Consider the following 19,957-nt stretch of genomic DNA (forward strand, 5'->3'; position numbering starts at 1 on the left):
ATATGAACCTGTAGGAGCCGGCTTGCCGGCGATGGTCGTCAACGATGGCGCCGGTTTTCGGGAAACGAGGCGCCCTTGAGTGCATCGCCGGCAAGCCGGCTCCTACGCGGGTTAGGCGCCCTTGGCGGACGGCAGTTTGGAGACCAGGCGCAGCGACACGGTCAGCCCTTCGAGCTGGTAGTGCGGGCGCAGGAAGAACTTCGAGTTGTAGTAGCCTGGGTTGCCTTCGACTTCCTCGACCACCACCTCCGCCGCAGCCAGCGGGTGCTGGGCCTTGGTGGTTTCGGTGGAGTGTGCCGGGTCGCCGTCGACGTAGTTGAGGATCCAGTCCTGCAGCCAGCGCTGCATTTCGTCTTTCTCTTTGAACGAGCCGATCTTGTCGCGCACGATGCACTTCAGGTAATGAGCGAAGCGGCAGGTGGCGAACAGGTACGGCAGGCGTGCGGCCAGGTTGGCGTTGGCAGTGGCGTCCGGATCGTCGTACTCGGCCGGCTTCTGCAGCGACTGGGCGCCGATGAAGGCGGCGAAGTCGGTGTTTTTCTTGTGCAGCAGCGGCATGAAGCCGTTCTTCGCCAGTTCCGCTTCACGGCGGTCGGAGATGGCGATCTCGGTCGGGCATTTCATGTCCACGCCACCGTCGTCGGTGGGGAAGGTGTGGGCCGGGAGGTTCTCGACCTCGCCACCGGATTCCACGCCACGGATCCGCGAGCACCAGCCGAAGTGCTTGAACGAACGGTTGATGTTCACCGCCATGGCGTAGGCGGCGTTAGCCCAGGTGTACTTGGAGCTGTCGGCGCCGTCGGTGTTTTCTTCGAAGGCGAAGGCTTCTACCGGGTCAGTCTTGGCGCCGTACGGCAGGCGCGCTAGGAAGCGCGGCATGGTCAGGCCGATGTAGCGCGAGTCTTCCGATTCACGCAGCGAACGCCAGCCGGCGTATTCCGGGGTGGTGAAGATCTTGGTCAGGTCACGCGGGTTGGACAGTTCCTGCCACGAACCCATGCCCATCACGGTCGGCGAGGCCGCAGCGATGAACGGCGAGTGCATGGCCGCACAGACCTTGGACAGCTCGCCCAGCAGCTCGACATCCGGCGGCGACTGGTCGAAGTAGTAATCGCCTACCAGGCAGCCGTAGGGTTCGCCACCGAACTGGCCGTATTCCTCTTCGTACATCTTCTTGAAGATCGGGCTCTGGTCCCAGGCCGTGCCCTTGAATTTCTTCAGGGTCTTGTGCAGCTCCGGCTTGGAGATGTTGAGCACGCGGATCTTCAGCTGCTCGTCGCTTTCGGTGTTGTTGACCAGGTAGTGCAGGCCACGCCAGGCACTTTCCAGCTTCTGGAATTCCGGGTGGTGGATCACCTGGTTGACCTGGGCGGTGAGCTTGGCGTCGATGGCGGCGATGATCGATTCGATCGACTTGATCGCGTCGTTGGACACCAGGTCGGTTTGCGCCAGGGCCTGCTCGGCCAGGGTCCGCACCGCGGTTTCCACGGCTTCGCGGGCACGCTCGGTCTTGGGCTTGAATTCCTGCAGCAGCAGCGAGGCGAACTCGCTGGCTTGCTCGGTGGCGCCGGGTTGGGCCTGATTGTCACGCATCAATTCGGTCATGGTCGTTGGTCCTGATTTACGCGTTCGGCTCGGAGTCCACAGGTTTTGGCGCACTCGCCAGGGCCTGGAGCAACGCCGGATCCTTGATGGCTTTCATGATGATTTCTTCAGCGCCGGTCTTGCCGTCCATGTAGGTCAGCAGGTTGGCCAGTTGGGTGCGGGCTTCCAGCAGCTGGTTCAGTGAGTCGACCTTGCGCGCCACGGCGGCGGGGCTGAAGTCGTCCATGCTCTCGAAGGTGATGTCCAGGCTCAGGTTGCCTTCGCCGGTCAGCTCGTTGGGCACGTGGAACGCCACGCGGGGCTGCATGGCCTTGAGGCGCGAGTCGAAGTTGTCGACATCGATTTCCAGGAACTTGCGGTCGGCCACCGCTGCCAGGGGCTCCACGGGTTTGCCCGCGAGGTCGGCCATCACCCCCATGACGAAGGGCAGCTGGACCTTTTTCTCGGCGCCGTAGAGTTCCACGTCGTACTCGATCTGCACCCGAGGCGCGCGGTTGCGCGCGATGAACTTCTGAGAACTTTGCTTCGCCACGTTGTGCTCCTGGTCGCTGCTGCGACGGTGTTGGCGTCGGTCGGTGATTGCCGCTGACGATACTGTTCGGCCTGTCCGGGGTTAGTCGGATTCTGGGCCGCGCAGGTTTTCAAATTGGGACATGCCGTCGGGGATCAGATTGCGCACGATGCTCGCGAAGTCGGCGTTGACCAAGTGCTTGGCCCGAGTGAGCAACACCGGCAGCGGGCTCGAGGGTTCACAGCGGCTGTAGTAGGCCAACAGCCGATCGAGACTGCGCAGCACGTCTTCGCGGCTGTTGATCTCGCCGCCGACGCGTACCTGGGCCGGTGCCACGGGCGTGCCGGAGTGCTCCGGCGCAGGGTTCTCGGTGCTCTCGTCGGCACTGTGGCCGGCGGCCTGGGGGGTGTGCTGGCCAAGCACCTGCAGCGCCTGGCGCAGGGGCTGCTTGAGGGCCGTAAGGTCCACACCGCTGGCGGAGCCCACCTGTTCGCTGACTTGCTGCTCGATGGATTCGGCTGCCGAGCGGGCGCTGCTCAAGGCATGGCGAATGGTTTCCAGGTGCTGGGGATCGCTGTCTTGCAGAGCGCCGGCCAAGTGATCGGACGCCAGGCTCTCGCCGGAAAAGTGTTGCAAGCCGGCAGCGTTCAGCGCCGCCCGCACACTCACCGGACCGAAGGTCCGGGAACGGGTCAGGATGGCTTCGCGCAGCAACCCGATAGTGGCGTCGGCGGCCAGGCCGGCCAGGGCGTTGATACGCACGGTGGGATCGTTGTCGTCGTCGGCATCCAGGTGCGGATGCAGCTCTGCCCAGTAGTCTCGGAGCAGACCGTTGATCAGTTCGAGGCTGGTGGCCAGGCCCGGCAGGCCTTCAAGGGCCAGGGTGCTTTGCAGCAGAAAATGGGTGATGCGCAGGTCTTTGCTGCGCGCCAGCAAGTCCAGGCTCTGTTGCTGGATGCTGCGCCAGTCCGGTGGCTCGGCGGGAAGGGTCGAGTCGCCCATGCTGCGCTCGGGCTGGCCTTGCGCAGCCCGCTCCAGGTGCAAGAAATCCGCGTGATATTCCAGGTCTTCGCCACAAGGCGAAGTTGCTGAAATTGCGGCGAGCAACATCGGTACATCCACCGGCTTTGATCTCCCTATCAGCCTGCAAGACAGTCAGGCAATTAATGCACTAGTTGTTTGTGAACGAGTGCACATTTCTTGGTTAACATGGACTCACTGATATTAGTGGGCCATCATCCGTGTTCAAGAAGTTGTGCATTTTTGGTGTAGTAGTTGTGCCTTGTCAAGGTAAGCTATTCGCCCCGCATGACAGTGTTATGTCGTCTTATTAGTTCTTTGACCAGCGAGTCAGATTAGGGTGGGGTGAAAAGCTTTTGTCATCTGCGTGGTTCAAGTTGAGTAATCATGCTGTGAATGGCGCTGTTTAAAGGATTATTTGCGGGCTTTTCATATTTTTGCGGAACTTTTTCCCCAAGCTCGGTTCGCACGCGGAAGTACAGCAAGGAGGCGCGATGTCGCTGTGTTTGACTATCACTAGTTATCACAAGATTACCCCTGGTCAATGCCCTGAGAAACTAATGGATCAGGGTATGATGGCAATTGGCCGTAGTTCCGATAATGACTGGGTACTTCCTGACCCCGAGCGCTTAGTTTCCGCGAAGCACTGTGTCATCCAATACAAGGATGGCCGTTATTACTTGACCGATAACAGCACTAATGGTGTTGAGTTAGTCCGCGCCGGTATTCGCATGCGTCGGGGTAACAGCGAGCTTCTTGAAGACGGTGAGGTCATTCGCATTGGTGATTATGAAATCAGTGCGCGGATCGATTTCAATCTGAGTCGTGCTCAGGCTGAAGCCTTTTCCGGGGACCGCTCCAACAGTTTTGAGGCGCTGATGGGGCGCCAGCCGGCGCCAGCAACCCCCATCGAGTCGATTGCCATGGCGCCGGTGGCGCATTTCCAGGGGGCTTCGGCACAGGACACCTTTCCTGACCTGTTCGATTTTCTGACCCCGAGCACGACCCCGCCGGCCACCCAACCCGATCATGTGCCGGCCGAGCAGCACGATTTTCGTCCGCCGACTCACACCTCGATGCCTCAGTCCGTATCTCCACCGGCACCGTCGCCTCTTCACGGGGCCGCGGTCATTCCGGAAGACTGGGACCTGTTCGCCGAAGCGCCGGCCCGGCCTGCGCCGCGGCCTGACGTGCCGCCGGTGATGGCGTCACCCGCCGTTGCCCCGGCCCCGTTTGCCAGCACTGCCCCTTTCGCTGCCGAACCGCCACAGCCGCCAGCCATCGCGCCCGTAGTTCCAAAGGCTCCGACTGCTCCGGCACCCGCGCCGGTGGCGGCTCCTCAGGTGGACCTGCTGCAGGCTTTCCTGCGGGGCGCTGGGCTGGACCATTTGCGCATCGACCCGCAGCAGGCCCAGGCGCAGATGGAAAGCCTGGGCCGCAGCTATCGGCTGATGGTCGAGGGCCTGATCGATGTATTGCGTGCCCGCAGCAGCCTCAAGGGCGAGTTCCGCATGCAGCAGACGATGATTCGCCCGGTGGAAAACAATCCGCTGAAGTTCGCCCCGAATGCTGACGAAGCCATGCTCCTGCTGCTGCGCCACAGCAGCCAGGCGTTCATGGCCCCGGACCAGGCGGTGCAGGACAGTTTCGATGATCTGCGAGCCCACCAACTGGCGGTCATGGCCGGTGTGGAGGCTGCCATCAAGCATCTGCTGGGGCGTTTCGAACCCAGTGAACTGGAAGCGCGCATGGGCAAGCCCGGCGGCCTCGGCAACCTGTTCAACGGTTCGCGCCAGGCACAGAACTGGCAGCAATTCACGGCGCTCTACAGCCAGATTTCCCGCGAAGCCCAGGACGACTTCCAGGACCTGTTCGGTCGTGAATTCAGTCGTGCCTACGAAGAACATACCCACCGGCTACGCCGTTCCTGAGCGAGCCTGGAACACCCCAACACACGGATACACGGACAGCTGATACGTCATTGAGGACGCAGGATGATTCAACGATTGCTGACATTGGTCGCCATGCTGGTACTGGCGGCTTGTGCCAAGGAGGCACCACCGCCAGCCGAGGCGGTCAAGGAAGAGCCTGTGGCCACCGCGGTGGAGCTGGATTTCCTCGCCGTGGCCGGGCTCAACCCCGGTCCTGATGGCCAGGGCACGCCGGTACGGGTACGGATCTTCGAGCTGAAGAACCCGGCGACCTTCATGCGTTCGGATTACTTCGCCTTGGCCGAACGTGCGCCGGCGACCTTGGGCCCCGACCTAGTCGACCAGGACGAGGTCCTGGTGCGGCCCGGCGATCGCTTCACCCTCAAGCGCACCCTCGACCCGGCCACCCGCAACATCGGCCTGCTGGTGGGCTATCGCGAGGTGGACCAGGCGCTGTGGCGGGTCGGGGTTTACGCCGTGCCGCACAAACTCAACCGATCGCAGATCGTCCTCGATGTCCGTGCGGTCAGCGCCGAACTCGTGGAATCCCCATCCAGCCCTGCCCAATAGGCAATCGGAGCAACCATGTCCTGGAACAATCGCGTGGTCTGGTCGGAAGGCATGTTCATTGGAACCCAGCACTTCCAGCAGCATGACCGTTACCTGGAAAACCTCATCGACGCCCGCAGCCGTCCGCTGTCGGCGGGGGCCTGGGGCTTCTCCGAGCTGCGCATCGATCAGGGCCTGCTGGCCCAGGGCAAGCTGGCCATCGTCAGTGCCCGGGGCCTGTTGCCCGACGGGACGCCGTTCAACATTCCCCATGACGACCTGGCACCGAGCCCACTGAGCATCGACGACAACCTGCGGGACGGCCTGGTGTACCTGGCGCTGCCCCTCAAGCGTGCCGGCGCCCGCGACACCGTGGACGAAGGCGAGGAGTTGGGCGGTGCGCGCTACCTGAGCCAGGTGCGGGAAGTGCGTGACGATAACGCCGCCTTTGAAAACCGTGCGCCGGTGGCGGTGGGCTCCCGTGCCTTGCGCTTGCTGACGGCTCAGGACGGCCTGAGCGACTACGCCGCGATTGGGGTGGTACGGGTCAAGGAAAAGCGCGCCGACCGCGCCCTGGTGCTGGATGACAGCTACATTCCGCCCCTGCTGGATGTGGCCGCGTCCAAGCCGTTGAGCGCCTTTCGCAGCGAATTGCTGGGCCTGCTGCATCAGCGTGGCGAAGCCCTGGCTGGTCGGGTGGTCGCTTCGGGGGCCGGTGGCGCTTCGGAAATCGCCGACTTCATGCTGCTGCAACTGGTGAATCGCGCGCAGCCTCTGATCAGCCATTTGAACCAGCTCAGCCCGTTGCACCCCGAGCGGTTGTACAGCGAACTGGTGAGCCTGGCCGGTGAGTTCTCGACCTTCTCCAATACTGCTGCCCGGCGTCCGGCGGAGTATCCGCAGTACCAGCACGACGAATTGGCCCTGAGTTTCACGCCAGTGATGCAGGCCCTGCGCGAGGCCCTGTCGATGCTGATCGACAGCAAGGCGACGCCGATCCCCATCGTCGAGAAAGCCTACGGCGTGCATGTGGCAATGCTGGCGGACCGCACCCTGCTGGAAAGCGCCAGCTTCATCCTGGTGGTCCGCGCCGACGTGCCCGGGGAAACCCTGCGCGGGCGTTTCGCCCAGCAGAGCAAGGTCGGTTCGGTGGAGCACATCCGCGACCTGGTCAACCTGCAACTGCCAGGCATTGGCCTGCTGCCGCTGCCGGTGGCGCCACGGCAGTTGCCGTATCACGCCGGCTCGACCTACTACGAGCTCGACCGTGGCAGCGAGCACTGGAAACAACTGCTCCATTCCGGTGGCTTCGCATTCCACGTCGCCGGGGAATTCCCGGGCTTGAACCTGGCCTTTTGGGCCATTCGAGGATAAGTCGCGATGCATCCTTTCGACGATTCGCCAGGGCAGCCTTCCCCGGCCAATGACCGTACCCAATTCATGCCGCGCCCGGGTGGCCGCGTGCCTGAATCCGGGCGCCCGGCTGCTGCACCCGCAGCGTCGTGGGCGATGCCGGCGGCACCGCTGGCCGCCGGCCAGGCCCGCGGGCTGAACCCGCTGGAAAGCGCTGCCGGGCCTTTGCTGGCCTTGCTCACGCGGCTGCGCAGCACCCTGGCGCACCCGGCGCCGGCCAGCCTGCGGGCGCAACTGCTGGCCTACCTGCGTCAGTTCGAGGAACGTGCCGAAGCGGCTGGGGTGCCACGCAACGACGTGCTGCTGGCCCGTTATGCACTGTGCACGGCGCTGGATGAAGCGGTGTTGAGTACCCCTTGGGGCAGTACCAGCGACTGGGGCAAACAGAGCCTGTTGATCACCGTGCACAACGAGTCCTGGGGCGGCGAGAAGGTCTTCCAGCTGTTGGAGCACTGCTTGCAAAGCCCGCGTGAACGCCTGTACCTGCTGGAGCTGCTTTACCTGTGCATGTGCCTGGGTTTCGAAGGCCGTTACCGGGTAATGATCGACGGTCGCAGCCAGCTTGAAGCCCTGCGTGAGCGTACGGCGGCAACCATCCGCAGCGCCCGTGGCGAACACGAACGCGAACTGTCACCGCATTGGCGCGGGGTCAGCGTGGCCCGGGATCGCCTGGCGCAGTTCATGCCGCCCTGGGTTGGCATCGCCATCGCCGTGGCGTTGCTCCTGGCGCTGTTGTTCGGCTTGCGCCTGAAGCTGGCGGCGGACGCCGAGCCAGTGTTCAAGAATATTCATGCCCTGGGCGAGATCCCGGTGCAGACCCTGGATCGTCCGGTAATCCAGCCCAAGCTGGTGGAGCGCCCGCGTCTGGCGGGTTTCCTCGCCGAGGACATCAAGGCCGGGCGAGTGGCGGTAGAAGACGCGGTCGACCGCTCGGTGGTGACCATCCGTGGCGATGAACTGTTCACCTCGGCCAGCGCCAGCATTGTCGATGACTATCAGCCGCTGATGCTGCGCATTGCCGACGCCATCCGCAAGGTCAAGGGCCAGGTGCGGATCACCGGCCACAGCGACAATCGGCCGATCGCCACCTTGCGCTTCCCGTCCAACTGGAAACTGTCCCAGGCCCGCGCCGAATCGGTGCTGCAGATCCTCGCGGCGAAGACCGGCCAGCCGGAGCGCTTCAGCGCCGAAGGCCGCAGCGACACCGAGCCGCTGGCAAGCAATGCCACCGCCGAAGGGCGGGCGCGTAATCGTCGGGTCGAAATCAGCGTATTGGCGGAGGGGGTCGAGTGAAGGCGTTTTTCAGTTTGGTGATTCGCTGGGTGATCCCGTTGCTGGGCCTGATCGCCCTGAGCCTGATCATCTGGTTCATTGGCCCGCTGCTGGAGTCGCTGGTGCCGGAAGGCCGGCGCTGGGCGCTGATCATTTTGATCTTCGCGGTGTGGATCGCCTACCGGGTATTTCGCATCATCCAGGCCCGGCGCAATGCGGCCAAGGTCCTGCAGAGCCTGGCCGCCGATACCTCGCCGGACCCGGACAGTGTGGCCACCGCCGAGGAGCTGGCGGCCTTGCGCCAACGCATGGCCGAAGCCCTGGTGTTGCTGAAGAAAGCCAAGCTTGGTGGTGATGAGCGACGCAATCTCTACGAGCTGCCGTGGTACGTGATCATTGGTCCGCCGGGGTCTGGCAAGACCACGGCGTTGGTCAATTCCGGCCTGCATTTTCCCCTGGCGGCGCAGCTGGGCGCCGGTGCCGTGCGCGGCGTCGGTGGTACGCGCAATTGCGACTGGTGGTTCACCGACCAAGCGGTACTGCTGGACACCGCTGGCCGCTACACCACCCAGGACAGCCATGCGACGGTGGACAAGGCCGCTTGGCTGGGCTTCCTCGATCTGCTGAAAACCCAACGTTCGCGGCGGCCCATCGACGGTGCTTTCGTCGCCATCAGCCTGTCCGATCTGCTGCTGGGCAGCGAAGCGGAGCGTGCCGCTCACGCGGCGGCGATCCGCCAGCGCATCCAGGAGTTGTACACCCAACTGGGGGTGCGTTTCCCGATCTACCTGATGCTCACCAAGCTTGATCTGGTGCCGGGCTTCATGGAGTTCTTCGACTCCCTGAGCAAGGAAGAGCGAAGCCAGGTCTGGGGCATGACCTTCGCCCTGGATGACGGCAAGGGCAGCGACAGTCCATTGGCCCAACTGCCGGCAGAGTTGGCCGCCCTGGAGCAGCGGCTCAACGAGCGGCTGGTGGAGCGCCTGCAGCAGGAGCGCGACCCGGCGCGGCGTGACCTGATCTATGGCTTCGCGCAGCAGTTCGCGGCGCTCAAGGAATCCCTGCAGAGTTTCCTCGACGGTGTGTTCAAGCCCAACGCCTTTGAAGAGCGGGTGTTGCTGCGCGGGGTATATTTCACCAGCGGCACCCAGGAAGGCAGCCCGATCGACCGCCTGATCGGCGCCATGGCCCAGAGCATGAACCTGGACCGCCAGCATCTGGCGCGGCAGACCGGCACCGGGCGCAGTTACTTCATCGAGAAGCTGTTCAGCGCCGTGGCCTTTGCCGAGCGTGGGCTGGTGGGGGTCAACCCCAAGGTCGAGCGCCGGCGCAAATGGATCGCCCGTAGCGCCCTCGCGGCCAGCGTGGCCCTGGTGCTGGTGGTTGGCACCCTGTGGATTGTCAGCTACCGGGCCAACCAGGCCTATATCGCCCAGGTCGACCAGCGCGTGGTGCCGGTGCGCGAGAGCGTGCAGAACCTCAGCCCGGCCCAGCGCGATGTGCTGGCGGTGCTGCCGCTGCTCAATGCCACCCGGCACCTGGCCGGCGATGCACCGGGCTGGGCCGAAGGCCTGGGCCTGTATCAGGGCGACATGCTCGAAGCCGAGTCGGCCAGCGTCTATCGCAAGCTGCTGGTGGCGGTGTTCGCCCCACGGCTGATGACCCGCATCGAGGAACAACTGCACAGCGGCGGCAGCTCGGATTTCCTCTACGAGGGACTCAAGGCCTACCTGATGCTGGCGGACAACGAACACTACGATCCGGACTTCATCAAGGCCTGGATCACCCTGGACTGGGACCAGACCCTGTCCCGCGACCTGCCGCCCGAACAGCGCCAGGCCTTGACCACTCACTTGCAGGCGCTGTTCGAAAAACATCCACCCAATGCGCGCCTGGACCAGCACCTGATCGACGATCTGCGTCGCCAACTGCAACAGCTGCCGGTGGCCCAGCGAATCTACGACCGGGTCAAGCGTGCCAAGCTGCCGGCCGGGGTGCCGGATTTCCGTCTCAGCGAGGCCGGGGGCCGTGACGCGGCGCTGGTGTTCACCCGCAAGAGCGGCAAGCCATTGAGCGAACCGCTGAGCGGGCTGTTCACCGCCAAGGGCTACCGCGAAGGCTTCCTCCTGGCCAGCCTCAACCAGGCCGGCACCCTGGCGGAAGAACAATGGGTACTGGGGCGCGAGCAGGCCGACCGGCAGAACGTCGCCAGCCTGGCCGCCGATGTGCGCCGCCTGTACTTCCAGGACTACCTGCGCCAGTGGGACGCCTTGCTGGCGGACCTCGACTTCGTGCCGATCACCAGCGTGGCCCAGGCCGCGGATGTGCTGCGAATTCTCTCCGGGCCCAGTTCGCCCCTGAAGAAACTGTTGGTGGCGGTGGCCAAGGAAACCGACCTGCAACAGGAAGAGCGCCTGTTGGCGGCTCAGGGCCAGAAGGTCGAGGGCGGCGTCGATCAGCTCAAGCAGCGCCTGGGCTCGCTGCTGGGCCAGGAGCAGGCGGCCAATCCGAACGCCGCGGTGGCGGCGGATGATCCGCTCAGCGGGCACTTTGCCGATCTCAATAGCCTGGTAAGCAAGAACGAAGGCGAGCCGGCGGCCATCGATGGCCTGCTGTCGGACATGAACGCCTTGTACGTGCAGGTCAGCGCCATGGTCGGAGCCAGCGGCGATGCCTTGCTCGGTGAAGCCAAGAACCAGGCCAGTGCCGCTGCCGCGCGGGTCAGCCTGACGGCTGCGCGCCAGCCGCCGCTGGTCCAGGGTCTGGTCAAGTCGGTGGTCGGTTCGACCACCAACACCATGATGGGCGGAGTGCGCAATCAACTGAACGCAGCTTGGGTCAGCGAGGTGGTCAACGTTTATCGCCAGTCCCTGGGCGGGCGTTATCCGATGTCGCCGGGCAGCGCCCGGGACGCGACCCTGGATGACTTCGGCCAGTTCTTCGGTGTCGGCGGGGTGATGGACAACTACTTCCGCAAGTACCTGCAGCCTTACGTCAACACGTCGACGACGACCTGGAGTTGGCAGCCGGGTGCGGCGCAGAAGCTGGGGATCGCCCCCGGCGTGCTGCAAACCTTCCAGCGGGCGGCGAGTATCCGCGATGCTTTCTTCCGCACCGGTGGCACCCAGCCGACCGTGCGTTTCGAACTCAAACCGGTGGCCATGGACGCCAGCATCAGCCAGTTCCTCCTCGACCTGGACGGCCAGCAGTTGAGCTACGACCACGGCCCAAGCCGGCCGGTGGCAATGCAATGGCCGAATCCGGGGAGCATTGGCGTGGTTCGCTTGTCGATCATGCCACCCTCGGCCACTGGGCGTTCCGGGGTGACCCTGGAGGGCCCGTGGGCCTGGTTCCGCCTGCTGGAGCAATCGGACCTGAGCGCCGGCAACTCGCCGGACCGTTTCAACCTGCGGCTGCAGGTGGACGGCGCGAGCATCTCCTACGAGTTGCGGGCCAACAGTGCCTTCAACCCATTCAAGAGCCGGGTGCTCAGCGGCTTCAGCCTGCCGGAGCGGTTATGACGACGCCTGGCCTGTACGGCAAATTGGCCTGCCGTGGCGACTTTGTCAGCCGCGGTCTGCCGCAGAGTTTTATCGGCCCCTGGGACAGCTGGCTGGCGGCAGGTCTGGTGGCCAGCCAGAACGCCTTGGGGGAGCGCTGGTTGAACGCCTATCTGGTCAGTCCACTGTGGCGTTTCGCTGTGGCGCCGGGAGTCTGCGGACCCCAGGCGGCGGTGGGCGTGGTGATGCCGAGTATCGACCGGGTCGGGCGTTATTTTCCCCTGACCGTGGCGGCGCTGCTGGACCCCGAAGGTGATCTCGCCTCCCTGGTCAGCGGCCCGGAGCAGTGGTTTGAACACGTAGAGGAACTGTTGCTGGCGACTCTGGATGAGGGCGCCCGTTTCGAAGTCCTGGAAGAGGGCTTGCAGGCCCTGGGGGCACCACGCCCGGCGGCGTGCACCGAAGGCAGCCACTTTGCCGGCCTGCAGCGGTTTTATGTCAGTGATCCGCAGGCTCGCGGCGCGGTACTGGCCGCCCAGGCCTGTGCCGGATCGAGTGTCTGGTGGGGCCGGGGATCGCAGCACATCAGCCCGATGTTGCTGCGCTGCCAGGGGTTGCCGCCCGCCAGTGAATTTGCGCAATTTCTGCTCGGACAAGAAGGTGCCGTCTAAATGGTTTCAGCGCCACAACTGTCCTACTCATCCGCCAGTTACAGCCATGTCGGCATGGTGCGGAAAATCAATGAAGACGCCTGGCTCGAAGCCCCGGAGGCCGGCCTCTGGCTGGTGGCCGACGGCATGGGCGGGCACGCTGCCGGGGACTATGTCAGCAACTTGATCGTCGACAGCCTGCGGGCGGTTCCGGCGGCCGACAGCCTGGACCAATACGTCGCTGCGCTGCGCAATGGCCTGGCGCTGGTGAATGCTGCGGTACACGAGGAAACCGCCAATCGCGGGGTGACCATGATGGGCAGCACGGTGGTCCTGCTGGCGGTGCGCGGTGCTCGGGCAGTCTGCCTGTGGGCCGGTGACAGCCGCCTGTACCGGCTGCGGGACGAGCAATTGGAAAGCATTTCCCGCGACCATAGCTACGTCCAGGACCTGCAGGACAGTGGCCTGCTCAGTGAGGCCGAGGCGCGGGTCCATCCCCGGGCCAATATCGTCACCCGGGCGATTGGTGTCGAAGCCCAACTGGAGCTGTCCCAGGTCGACCTGCAGGTGCAGGACGGCGACACCTTCCTGCTGTGCAGCGACGGCCTGAACAAGACCGCTGAAGACTTTGAGCTGCGTGAAGTGCTCAGCCACAGCGAACCCAACGACGTGGTCCGCAGCCTGATTCACCTGGGCCTGACCCGGGGCGCGCCGGACAACATCACGGCCATCGTGATCAAGGCCACAGGACATTGACCATGGACATTCTGATTCCCGGCTTTGACATTCAGGGCGAGATTGGCGAAGGCGCCATGGCCACCGTGTACCTGGCGACCCAGCGCTCCCTGGAGCGCAAAGTAGCGCTCAAGGTCATGGCCGCGGCGCTGGCCGCCGACCCGAGCTTCTGCGAGCGCTTCCTGCGCGAAGGCAAGACCCTGGCGCGGCTGCTGCACCCGCACACCGTGACCATCCATGACATCGGCAATGTCGGGCCGTTGTACTACATGGCCATGGAGTACCTGCCCAACGGCACGCTGAAAGAACGCATCGCCGCCGGGCTGACCCCGGAGCAGGGCTTGATCTACATCCGCCAGATCACCTCGGCCCTGGGTTATGCCCATGCCCAGGGACTGGTGCACCGCGACGTCAAACCGGCCAACATCCTGTTTCGCGCCGATGGCACGGCGGTGCTCTCGGACTTCGGTATCGCCAAGTCCCTGGACGACCGCACCCAGTTCACCCAGGCCGGTTTCGCCGTGGGTACGCCCAGTTACATGAGCCCCGAGCAGGCCCGTGGCCAGGAAATTGACGGTCGCGCCGACCTCTACGCCCTGGGCGTGGTGCTCTATGAAGTCCTCGTTGGTGAGCTGCCTTACAGCGGCACCGATGCGTTGTCCACGGCTCTGGCGCACCTGACCGAGCCGCTGCCGGAACTGCCGCTGCACCATGGGCGCTACCAGCACATCCTGGGCAAGCTGCTGGCCAAGGATCCGGGGCAACGCTACCCGGACGCCGCGGCTTTGCTGGCGGCCCTGGACCACCTGCCGCAGGCGGCCCCGGAGGTCGAGGCGACGCTGATCCAGCCTTTGTCCCTGCCGCCCCAGGAGGCGCCCTTGGGCGACGACCCGGCCGGGATGACCGAGATTGTGCAGCAGGCGCCACCGCCATCAGCGCCGCCTCAGGAGCCTCGCCCGGAGCCGTTGGCGCAGCCACAACATTCCTCGAGCCTGCCGCCTGTAGATTCCTCTGTAGCTTCCGGGCAGCGTCGCGGGCCGGTGCTGGCCCTGGCTGGCGTTGCAGTGGCGGTGGCCCTGGCAGCGGCCGGTGCCTGGTATTGGTGGTTGTCGGGGGATCGCTCGCAGGTTGCGCCCCAGACTGCCTCGACGGCCGCTGCTGTTCCTCCGGTGGTGGCACCGTCGGTGAATCAGCCCGTGGCGGCCGATGTCGATGGTGGCCAGCGTCCGCTACTGATGCCGGGCAAGAAGACCCTGTTCCAGCGGGTGCTGAGCCAGCCGGGGGCGAGTTTTTCCAGCGCCCCCGGAGCCACGCCGGGCCAGGCAGTGCCCGCGTTCTCAGTGCTCTACGTGTATCAGCGCAAGAACCTCGACGGCCGCTCCTGGCTGCGCCTGGGGGCCGCCAGTGACGGTCGCAGCGCCGGCTGGTTGCCGGCCGAGCAGGTCAGTGACTGGAAGCAGAGCATGGTACTGAAATTCACCGAACGTTCCGGTCGTGCACCGGTGATGTTCGTGCGTCAGGCCAGTGAGCTGGAGCGCCTGCTGGCGGACCCGGCAGCGGCGAAGAATCTGCTGCTCAAGGCGCAGAAGAATCCCCAGGATGAACAGCAGGTACTGGCCCTGGAGCCTAGCGCCAGCGCGGTGCCCCAGGACCAGTTCTACTTGCTGCCGATCTTCGACTCCAAGGAGAGCTTCGACGAGAACGGCCAGCCGGTGCAGTTGCTGAATGTCGCTTCCATCGACCCGGGCAGCAGCCCGCAGAGTATCAGCGACAAAAGTGGCAAGAGCCTGCCGGCGAATGCCCCGGCGACCGCCGATGCCTTCCGTACGGCGGTGGTGCTGGTGGTGGACACCTCGGTGTCGATGCAGCCCTACATCGATCAGGTACGCGATGTGGTGCACGAACTGCAAAGCAAGCTCGCCGCGCGTGGTGAGCTGGACAGCGTCAGCTTTGGCCTGGTTGGCTTTCGCAACAACACCAGCAAGACCCCGGGCCTGGAGTACGTGACCAAGACCCTGGTGACTCTGGACCAGGGTCGCGATCCCCAGCGTTTCCAGGAGCTGATGAGCCAGGTCAAGGCCACCAACGTGTCCAGCCACTCGTTCAACGAAGATGCCTTTGCCGGGGTCATGCAGGCCGTGGAAGGCATGGACTGGAAGGGTTACGGCGGGCGCCTGATCCTGCTGGTCAGCGATGCCGGGGCGCTGCGCAAGAATGACCCTTACAGCCGCACTCAGATGAATGAGGCGGAGGTGCGGCAGGCGGCCCTGGGCAAGCAGATCAAGATCTACGCCTTGCACCTGCGCACCGACGCCGGCAAGAAGAACCACGCCCAGGCCGAAACCCAGTACCGGGTGCTGACCGCCGACGCCAACCCGAAGATCGGCGATTTGTACATCCCGGTGCCCGGTGGCGATGTGCGCAAGTTCGGTGAACGGGTCGACGAGATCGGCACGGTGTTCGCCGACCTGGTGCATCAGGTGCGCAGCAACCAGAACCAGGAAGTCCCGCTGCTGGCGGCGGCGCCCAGCATCGCGCAGAAATCCGCGGCCATCGGCTATGCCATGCACATGGATTTCCTCGGCCGCAAAGCGGCCAGCCAGGCGCCGCAGCTGGTCAGCGCCTGGACCGCCGACCGCGACCTGACCAACCCGGCGCTGCCGGCGTTCCAGGTCTGTGTGATGCTCACCAAGCTGCAGCTCAACGACTTGCAGCAGTCGTTGAAGCTGATCGTCGATGCGGCGCGCAAGACCCAGACCTCGCCCAAGGATTTCTTCCAGGAAATCGCCAGCGCCAGTGCCTACATGAGCCGTGATCCATCGGCCCTGCGCAAGGGCGGCAACCTGGCTGGCGGCGGCGTGTTGGGGGAATACCTGGAAGGGCTGCCGTACCGCAGCAAGTCGCTGAACATGACCCAGGACCTGTGGCTGTCCTTGAGCGTGGCCGAGCAGGAGGATTTCATCGACGAGCTGGATTCGAAGATCCGTCTCTATGAAACCTTCCACAACGACCTGGCCAACTGGGTGCGCTTCGGCGATGCCGAGCCGGGTGACGCGCTGTACCGCGTGCCTTTGTCGACACTGCCGTGATCCTGGATTTATTGGCGGTGCGCAAAAGTCGTGGCGAGGGTCGCCAACGCTACAGCCTGGTGATCCCCAGGCTGCAGCTGCGTGCGGGCGATCAACTGGCAGTGGTCGGTCCCAGCGGATGTGGCAAGAGCACTTTGCTCGATCTGCTGGCGCTGGTGCTGGCTCCGGATTCGGCGGCACGTTTCGAGTTCACTCCGGCCCATGACGCCATCGACATCGCGGGCATCTGGCGAGCGACGGGGCACAGTGCCCTGGCCGAGCTGCGCAGTCGGCACATGGGTTATGTACTGCAGACTGGCGGCCTGCTGGGGTTCCTCGACGTGCGTGGCAATATCAGCCTGCCTCGGCAGTTGCTTGGGCTGGCCGACGAGGGCATTCCCCGGCGCCTGGCCGAACGCCTGGAAATCGCCGATCAATTGCACAAGAAACCCACCACCTTGTCGGTGGGCCAGCGCCAACGGGTCAGTTGCGCTCGGGCCTTGGCCCACGGGCCGCAAGTGTTGCTGGCCGATGAGCCGACCGCGGCCCTGGATCCCTTGAATGCCCAGCGGGTCATGCAGTTGTTGGTGCAGCAGGCCCGGGAGCAGCAACTGTGCTGTGTGATTGCCACTCACGATGAACCACTGGCCCGGGCCAATGGCTTGCAGGTCCGCCGTATCGCCTGTCAGCGCGATGCCGATGGTGGGGTCACCGCGACCCTCGGGGAGGCGTGCTGATGCGTGCGGCCCTGACTGTAGCGCTGGCCTGGGAGGACTACCGGGCCGATACCTGGCTTGCGGCTTGTTCGGTGCTGGCGCTGGTGGCGGTGATTGCACCGTTGCTGGTGCTGTTCGGGCTCAAGTTTGGCCTGGTCAGCAGCCTGACCGAGCGCCTGGAAAAGGACCCGGCAGTGCGCGAGATCATTCCCCTGGGTGGCGGGCGTTTCAGTACCGAGTTCATTGCCGAGTTGGGGCGGCGGCCGGAGGTGGCGTTCGCCGTGCCGAGAACCCGGCAGATCGCGGCTACGGCGGATCTGTCCCGGGGCACGGGGGATATCGGCGTGACCGTGGAAATGCTCCCTACCGCCGTCTCGGATCCTTTGCTTGGGCTTTTGCCGGCGCCCCGCAGCATGAGTGGCGTGTTGCTCAGCCGCACAGCCGCCGAGAAGCTGGGGGTGCAGCCGGGAGACTGGCTGCAGGCAACCTTCGGCCGGCAGGTGGCAGGGCGCAGCGAGGTGCAGCGGACTCGCGTCCAGGTCGAGGGCGTGTTGCCCCTGGAGGCCTTCGCCCGTGATGCCTTGTTCGCCCCCCTGGCACTGCTGGAGGCCGCCGAGGATTATCGCGACGGTCGCGCTGTGGCAGCCCTGGGCTGGCTCGGCGAAGCCCCGGCGCTGGCCGGGCAGCGGGTCTACCCGGCGTTTCGCCTGTATGCCCGCGGTCTGGATGACGTCGAGCCGCTGCGGCTCTACTTCGCCGAGCGCGGCCTGCTGGTGTCGACCCAGGCGCAGACCATCGCTCAGGTGCAGTCCTTGAGCCGCAACCTGTCGATTGTCTTCTGGGTGATCACCGGGTTGGCCTTGGTGGGGGCCTTTGCAGCGATATTTGCTGGCGCCCTGGCAGCGGTCGAGCGCAAGCGCCGGGAGTTGTCGGTCCTGCGCCTGCTGGGGTTCTCCACGGCTGCGCTGTTGTTGTTCGTGGTGACCCAGGCGCTGTACAGCGCCGCTCTCGCCGCCGTGTTGAGCGGCGTTCTGTATGGCCTGGCCCAGGCCGGGCTGAATCATCTGTTCATGCAGGCGCCGGGCGAGTACGCCAGTCATCTGCTGCCGGTCCATTACGGGCTGGCCCTGTTGGCGACGCTCGGCGTCAGTACCCTGGCCGCCGCGCTGGGTGGCTGGCGAGTGTCGCGGATTGAAGCCTGTGAAGGAATTCGCGATGTATAAGTTGATCAGCGCTGTGCTGGCCCTGAGTCTGGCCGGTGCCGTGTGCGCCGAAGATGCCAGTAACAAGATGGACAACCCCAAGCCGTTGCCGGACGACGTCAGCCTGCCGCTGCCCTGCGAGGGCGAGATGGTGTTCCGCTACGTCTATGTATTGGCCCAGGGCACCCTGGACGACCGTGAGGTCAATCTTGGCTATCCCTTCAGCGAAGGCGAGAGCGGTTATCAGCAGTCGTTCATTTCCGGCTATCGCCGGGACTACATCAATGGTCAGTTCACCCTCAAGGATCTGCCCGGAGCCTGGGGCAAGACCATTGGCCCGGCCTTGCCGAAGACCGGTGCCGGAGTGCCCCTCAAGCCGATGCTGTATTTCATCGGCAAATATGAAGTCACCGCGCGCCAGTACGCCCAGGTGATGGCGCAAGCCCAGTCCCTGGCCAGTGGCGAGCCGGCCCCGGCCTGTGAGGTGCCGCAAGGCATGCAAGGGCGCCTGCCCAAGGTCAAGCTGTCACGCTTTGAGGCTGAGCGTTTCGCTGCGGTGTACAGCGCCTGGTTGATGAAGAATCACCGTGACCTGCTGCCAGTCAGCGGTCGCGGTAGCTCCGCGGAAGACGGCGGCCTGGGGTTCGTGCGCCTGCCCACCGAAGTGGAGTGGGAATACGCCGCCCGCGGCGGTCAGGCAGTCAGTCGCCAGGAGCTTGAAGGCCGCTTGTTCCCGCGGCGCGTGGAAGGCAGCGAAAGCGATGGCCCGCTGGCGGACTGGGCGGTGTTCAACCAGGTGGCCGGCGGCACCGGCCAGGCCACGCGGTTGATGCCCATCGGCACCAAGCTGCCCAACCCCATCGGTATGTTCGACGTGATCGGCAACGCTGCCGAGATGGTCCAGGAGTCCTTCCAGCTGGTACACGCCGGTCGGCGCCAGGGCACTTATGGCGGCTTTGTGGTCAAGGGCGGCAACTACCTGGAAGGCGAGGGCACGCTGTTTACCGGCATGCGTCGCGAGTACCCGTTGTTTGGTGCCGATGGCACCGAACAGAGCAATGAAACCACGGGGTTTCGCGTGGCCATCGGTGCCTTGTCGGCGCCGCGCTCGCGCTACAAGGAACTGTTCGCCCAGTGGCAGAAAGAGGGGCGCCTGGCGGCCCTGACCGACGCCATCGACGATGTCCAGGACCCTACCAAACGCCTGGACAGCATCATCGCCGCCAGTGTCGATCCGCGCCTGCAAGCGGAACTGGGACTGGTCAACGAAGAGCTCAAGCGCAACGTCTCGTTGATCGCCCAGCAGCGTGAGGAGGCGGCCGGCAACCTGATCCAGTCCGCCGCGCTAGTGGCCGAGACCGTCAATAACTACAACATTCGCCTGACCAACCTGAAGAAGAGCCAGCAGCAGGCCATCGATGCCAAGGACGAGCCCAGCGCCAAGCTGTTCGCCGAAGCCATCGATAACGGCCGCAGTGCGCTGGACGGTGCGGTGGCGATCTACATCGACAACCTGGCCACGGGCACCCGCTACACCGATGCGGTGATCCAGGCGCAATTTCAACGAATCAAGGAAGAACTCAATCGCAAGCCAGTGCTCGGCAAGAGCCTGGTGACGCGTGCCACGCTATTCGTTCGCCATGTCGGGAATTATCGCCAGCAACGGCGAGCTGACCCAGCGGCGATTTTGAAGGAACTGCTCGCATCGACCGGTCAGAAGTAATGACTGGCTGTTGTTTGTCGAGCCTGGAGGAGCTCGGGCGACGTTACGTCGTGCCGAGTTGG

General features: G+C 64.6%; 14 protein-coding genes. 11 read left to right on the forward strand and 3 right to left on the reverse strand.

The annotated features are described in order from the left end of the window. Positions 1 to 111: 111 nt before the first annotated feature. The 3 genes from tssC to tssA form a co-directional block, all read right to left on the reverse strand. A complete protein-coding gene (gene tssC, locus GV819_RS01450) occupies positions 112 to 1,605 on the reverse strand; it encodes a type VI secretion system contractile sheath large subunit (RefSeq protein ID WP_161752801.1) in 1,494 nt (497 codons plus the stop codon). A gap of 16 nt (positions 1,606 to 1,621) precedes the next feature. After that, a complete protein-coding gene (gene tssB, locus GV819_RS01455) occupies positions 1,622 to 2,137 on the reverse strand; it encodes a type VI secretion system contractile sheath small subunit (RefSeq protein WP_102881305.1) in 516 nt (171 codons plus the stop codon). 81 nt (positions 2,138 to 2,218) lie between these two features. Further along, positions 2,219 to 3,238 (reverse strand): type VI secretion system protein TssA, encoded by a 1,020-nt coding sequence (gene tssA, locus GV819_RS01460; protein ID WP_161752803.1) that lies wholly within the window; start codon positions 3,236 to 3,238, stop codon positions 2,219 to 2,221. 392 nt (positions 3,239 to 3,630) lie between these two features. Here tssA and tagH point away from each other — a divergent pair, with 392 nt between their 5' ends. The 11 genes from tagH (at position 3,631) to GV819_RS01515 (ending at position 19,895) form a co-directional block, all read left to right on the forward strand. Then, entirely contained in the window at positions 3,631 to 5,067 is a 1,437-nt protein-coding gene (gene tagH / locus GV819_RS01465; RefSeq protein ID WP_161752805.1) for a type VI secretion system-associated FHA domain protein TagH, read from the forward strand. Positions 5,068 to 5,130: 63 nt separating this feature from the next. Then, positions 5,131 to 5,637: a type VI secretion system lipoprotein TssJ gene (gene tssJ / locus GV819_RS01470; RefSeq protein ID WP_161752806.1), complete on the forward strand. Its 507-nt coding sequence runs from the start codon at positions 5,131 to 5,133 to the stop codon at positions 5,635 to 5,637. A 15-nt stretch (positions 5,638 to 5,652) separates the two neighbouring features. Beyond that, the gene (tssK, locus tag GV819_RS01475) at positions 5,653 to 6,990 is read left to right on the forward strand and encodes a type VI secretion system baseplate subunit TssK (protein ID WP_161752807.1); all 1,338 of its coding nucleotides are present in this window, start codon (positions 5,653 to 5,655) and stop codon (positions 6,988 to 6,990) included. Between the two features lie 6 nt (positions 6,991 to 6,996). Continuing rightward, positions 6,997 to 8,322 (forward strand): DotU family type VI secretion system protein, encoded by a 1,326-nt coding sequence (locus GV819_RS01480; RefSeq protein ID WP_161752808.1) that lies wholly within the window; start codon positions 6,997 to 6,999, stop codon positions 8,320 to 8,322. Then, positions 8,319 to 11,822, forward strand: coding sequence for a type VI secretion system membrane subunit TssM (tssM, locus tag GV819_RS01485; RefSeq protein WP_161752809.1), 3,504 nt, complete (start codon positions 8,319 to 8,321; stop codon positions 11,820 to 11,822). Before GV819_RS01480 ends, tssM begins: the two co-directional genes overlap by 4 nt. Then, on the forward strand, positions 11,819 to 12,472 hold the full coding sequence (gene tagF / locus GV819_RS01490) for a type VI secretion system-associated protein TagF (RefSeq protein WP_161752810.1): 654 nt from the start codon (positions 11,819 to 11,821) through the stop codon (positions 12,470 to 12,472). The genes tssM and tagF overlap by 4 nt, the downstream gene beginning before the upstream one ends. Further along, positions 12,473 to 13,207, forward strand: coding sequence for a PP2C family protein-serine/threonine phosphatase (locus tag GV819_RS01495; protein WP_161752811.1), 735 nt, complete (start codon positions 12,473 to 12,475; stop codon positions 13,205 to 13,207). 2 nt (positions 13,208 to 13,209) lie between these two features. Continuing rightward, positions 13,210 to 16,275: a serine/threonine-protein kinase gene (locus GV819_RS01500; RefSeq protein WP_161752812.1), complete on the forward strand. Its 3,066-nt coding sequence runs from the start codon at positions 13,210 to 13,212 to the stop codon at positions 16,273 to 16,275. Then, the gene (locus GV819_RS01505; RefSeq protein WP_161753120.1) at positions 16,275 to 16,991 is read left to right on the forward strand and encodes an ABC transporter ATP-binding protein; all 717 of its coding nucleotides are present in this window, start codon (positions 16,275 to 16,277) and stop codon (positions 16,989 to 16,991) included. Before GV819_RS01500 ends, GV819_RS01505 begins: the two co-directional genes overlap by 1 nt. Beyond that, positions 16,991 to 18,193, forward strand: a complete 1,203-nt coding sequence (locus tag GV819_RS01510) for an ABC transporter permease (RefSeq protein ID WP_161752813.1) — start codon at positions 16,991 to 16,993, stop codon at positions 18,191 to 18,193. Before GV819_RS01505 ends, GV819_RS01510 begins: the two co-directional genes overlap by 1 nt. Next, positions 18,186 to 19,895, forward strand: a complete 1,710-nt coding sequence (locus GV819_RS01515) for a formylglycine-generating enzyme family protein (RefSeq protein ID WP_161752815.1) — start codon at positions 18,186 to 18,188, stop codon at positions 19,893 to 19,895. Before GV819_RS01510 ends, GV819_RS01515 begins: the two co-directional genes overlap by 8 nt. The last annotated feature ends 62 nt before the right edge of the window (positions 19,896 to 19,957 follow it).

It is taken from the genome of Pseudomonas sp. Fl5BN2 (genome assembly GCF_009908205.1).
Classification (GTDB): domain Bacteria; phylum Pseudomonadota; class Gammaproteobacteria; order Pseudomonadales; family Pseudomonadaceae; genus Aquipseudomonas.

Coding starts and splice junctions, on each gene's coding strand:
- tssC (WP_161752801.1), bottom strand. CDS start 1,605: ATGACCGAATTGATGCGTGACAATCAGGCCCAACCCGGCGCCACCGAG.
- tagH (WP_161752805.1), top strand. CDS start 3,631: ATGTCGCTGTGTTTGACTATCACTAGTTATCACAAGATTACCCCTGGT.
- tssJ (WP_161752806.1), top strand. CDS start 5,131: ATGATTCAACGATTGCTGACATTGGTCGCCATGCTGGTACTGGCGGCT.
- tssK (WP_161752807.1), top strand. CDS start 5,653: ATGTCCTGGAACAATCGCGTGGTCTGGTCGGAAGGCATGTTCATTGGA.
- GV819_RS01480 (WP_161752808.1), top strand. CDS start 6,997: ATGCATCCTTTCGACGATTCGCCAGGGCAGCCTTCCCCGGCCAATGAC.
- tagF (WP_161752810.1), top strand. CDS start 11,819: ATGACGACGCCTGGCCTGTACGGCAAATTGGCCTGCCGTGGCGACTTT.
- GV819_RS01495 (WP_161752811.1), top strand. CDS start 12,473: ATGGTTTCAGCGCCACAACTGTCCTACTCATCCGCCAGTTACAGCCAT.
- GV819_RS01500 (WP_161752812.1), top strand. CDS start 13,210: ATGGACATTCTGATTCCCGGCTTTGACATTCAGGGCGAGATTGGCGAA.
- GV819_RS01510 (WP_161752813.1), top strand. CDS start 16,991: ATGCGTGCGGCCCTGACTGTAGCGCTGGCCTGGGAGGACTACCGGGCC.
- GV819_RS01515 (WP_161752815.1), top strand. CDS start 18,186: ATGTATAAGTTGATCAGCGCTGTGCTGGCCCTGAGTCTGGCCGGTGCC.